The following is a 1,798-nucleotide window of genomic DNA, read 5'->3' as shown; positions in this document are numbered from 1 at the left end:
ATAACTTCTCGGAATCTTCAGCCCTGATTTTATAAGGCTTTCCGACCCTTATCTCAAAAAATCACCCACTTTTTTGCAAAAAACGCTTGACAAATCGCTCAAAATTTGCGGCGAAGCCGATTGATTATATTTTATTTCAATCGACTGGAGGCGATTTTTTGTTACCTTGTAATCCCGGCGGACATGCCGCCTATCAGGATACTTTTGTATCCGATTTCCTTAAGTTCTATCCTGACCCCTTTGTGCTTTCCAAAAGCACCTGGGATTATATCGTGCAGTTCTGGTATCTTGATCTTTCCCAGACGGATTCTCTGATGCAGGATTGCTACTCTGTTTTCGGACCGGAACCACGGCTCCCATCCTGTATGCTGCGCTCCTACCTGCTTGCTTTAAAGCTGAAAGTAACTTCCATCACTGTCTGGTGCCGCATGCTCAGGGAAACTCCTCTTTATGCCATCCTCAGCGGATTCCCTTTCGGAGATACTCCTGGTGTCGGCACTTTTTATGATTTCTTTTCCCGTATCTGGCAGGATGACTCCAACAACCTTTCACCGAAAGACCGTTTCCCTAAAATGAAACCGCCCAAGGGAAAAAAGAAAGGCGATAAGACTCCCTGCGATTCTTCCAGCATAGCTTCCAAACTTCTCCCTTTGCTGGAACGCTTGCACTTAAAACCAGAGAATCCTTTTTCTCTCATTTTCCATCTTTATAAGCAGCAATTTCTGGATCTTTCCATCCGCAAGGGGTTGATCGATCCTGAACATCTGGCTCTTGCCGGGGACGGCACTCCTGTCCGTACCGCAGCACAGCAGCGAAAAAAACGGATCTGCGGTTGCAGGGAGAATGGCTGTTCTTTCTGTAACTGTAAACGTCATTATTCCCAGCCCGACTGTAACTGGGGATGGGACTCTCACCGGGAATCCTATTTCTTCGGTTACCATCTCTACATGTATGTGGCTTCCGATTCACACAGTGACCTTCCCGTTTTTCCTATTTTAGAGCGTGCTTCCCGGCATGACATGCTTTCTTTTCTCCATTCCTTTTTCACCATGAAAGCATATCTTCCAGAGTTCCACATAGAAAAGCTCCTTCTGGATTCTGCTCATGACGCTTACGCTATTTATGAATACTGCAAACGGGAAAATATCACGCCTTTTATCGACTTGAATCCCGGACATACCGGGCATTTCACTTACAAAGACGACTTCACCATTGACGATGACGGTGTCCCAATCTGCAAGATGGGCTTACGTATGCATAAAGATGGATATGAGACTGCCAAACACCGGGCAAAATACCGATGTCCTAAATCGAACCGGCAACGTGGCTGCTTCTGTGAGCATCCCTGTTCACCAGCGAAATACGGCAGAACCGTACATATCTTTACCGATAACAATCCAAGGTTATTTAACATACCGCCAAGAGACAGTAAAGCATGGAAAAAGGAATATGACGGAAGAACTTCCGTGGAACGTTCTAACAAACGTGAGAAAGAAGACTATAAATTAGAAGACGGCAGGCACCGCTCTACGAAGATGTGGTACTGCCGCCTCTACGGCATCATGATGCTACAACATCTTGATGCCTGGGAAATGCCGTCAGTCGAGGCATTTCAAGATTCATTATTAAGATTGGCCTCTTAATAATGTTATCTTAAACGACTCCATAAAATTTTTCAAGGCATAGTATCCTCTATGTCCAATGTTTATGTCCATTTCTCGCAAATTTCTTTTCCTGCACGATATTCAGTTGTCAATTTTCGCTTGGAATCTCATTCATTGAGATTCCGAGAAGTTAT

1 protein-coding gene is annotated in these 1,798 nt (G+C 44.7%); it reads left to right on the top strand.

Going from position 1 to position 1,798, the window contains the following annotated elements:
• Window positions 1-158 precede the first annotated feature (158 nt).
• Window positions 159-1,643, top strand: coding sequence for a hypothetical protein (locus JQM81_RS13395; RefSeq protein ID WP_235234318.1), 1,485 nt, complete (start codon window positions 159-161; stop codon window positions 1,641-1,643).
• The last annotated feature ends 155 nt before the right edge of the window (window positions 1,644-1,798 follow it).

It is taken from the genome of Faecalicatena contorta, from assembly GCF_021531895.1.
In the GTDB taxonomy this organism is placed as follows: Bacteria; Bacillota; Clostridia; order Lachnospirales; family Lachnospiraceae; genus JAFBIX01.
The sequence above is the reverse complement of the archived record's forward strand: the minus strand, read 5'-3'. Positions and strand labels throughout refer to the sequence as shown.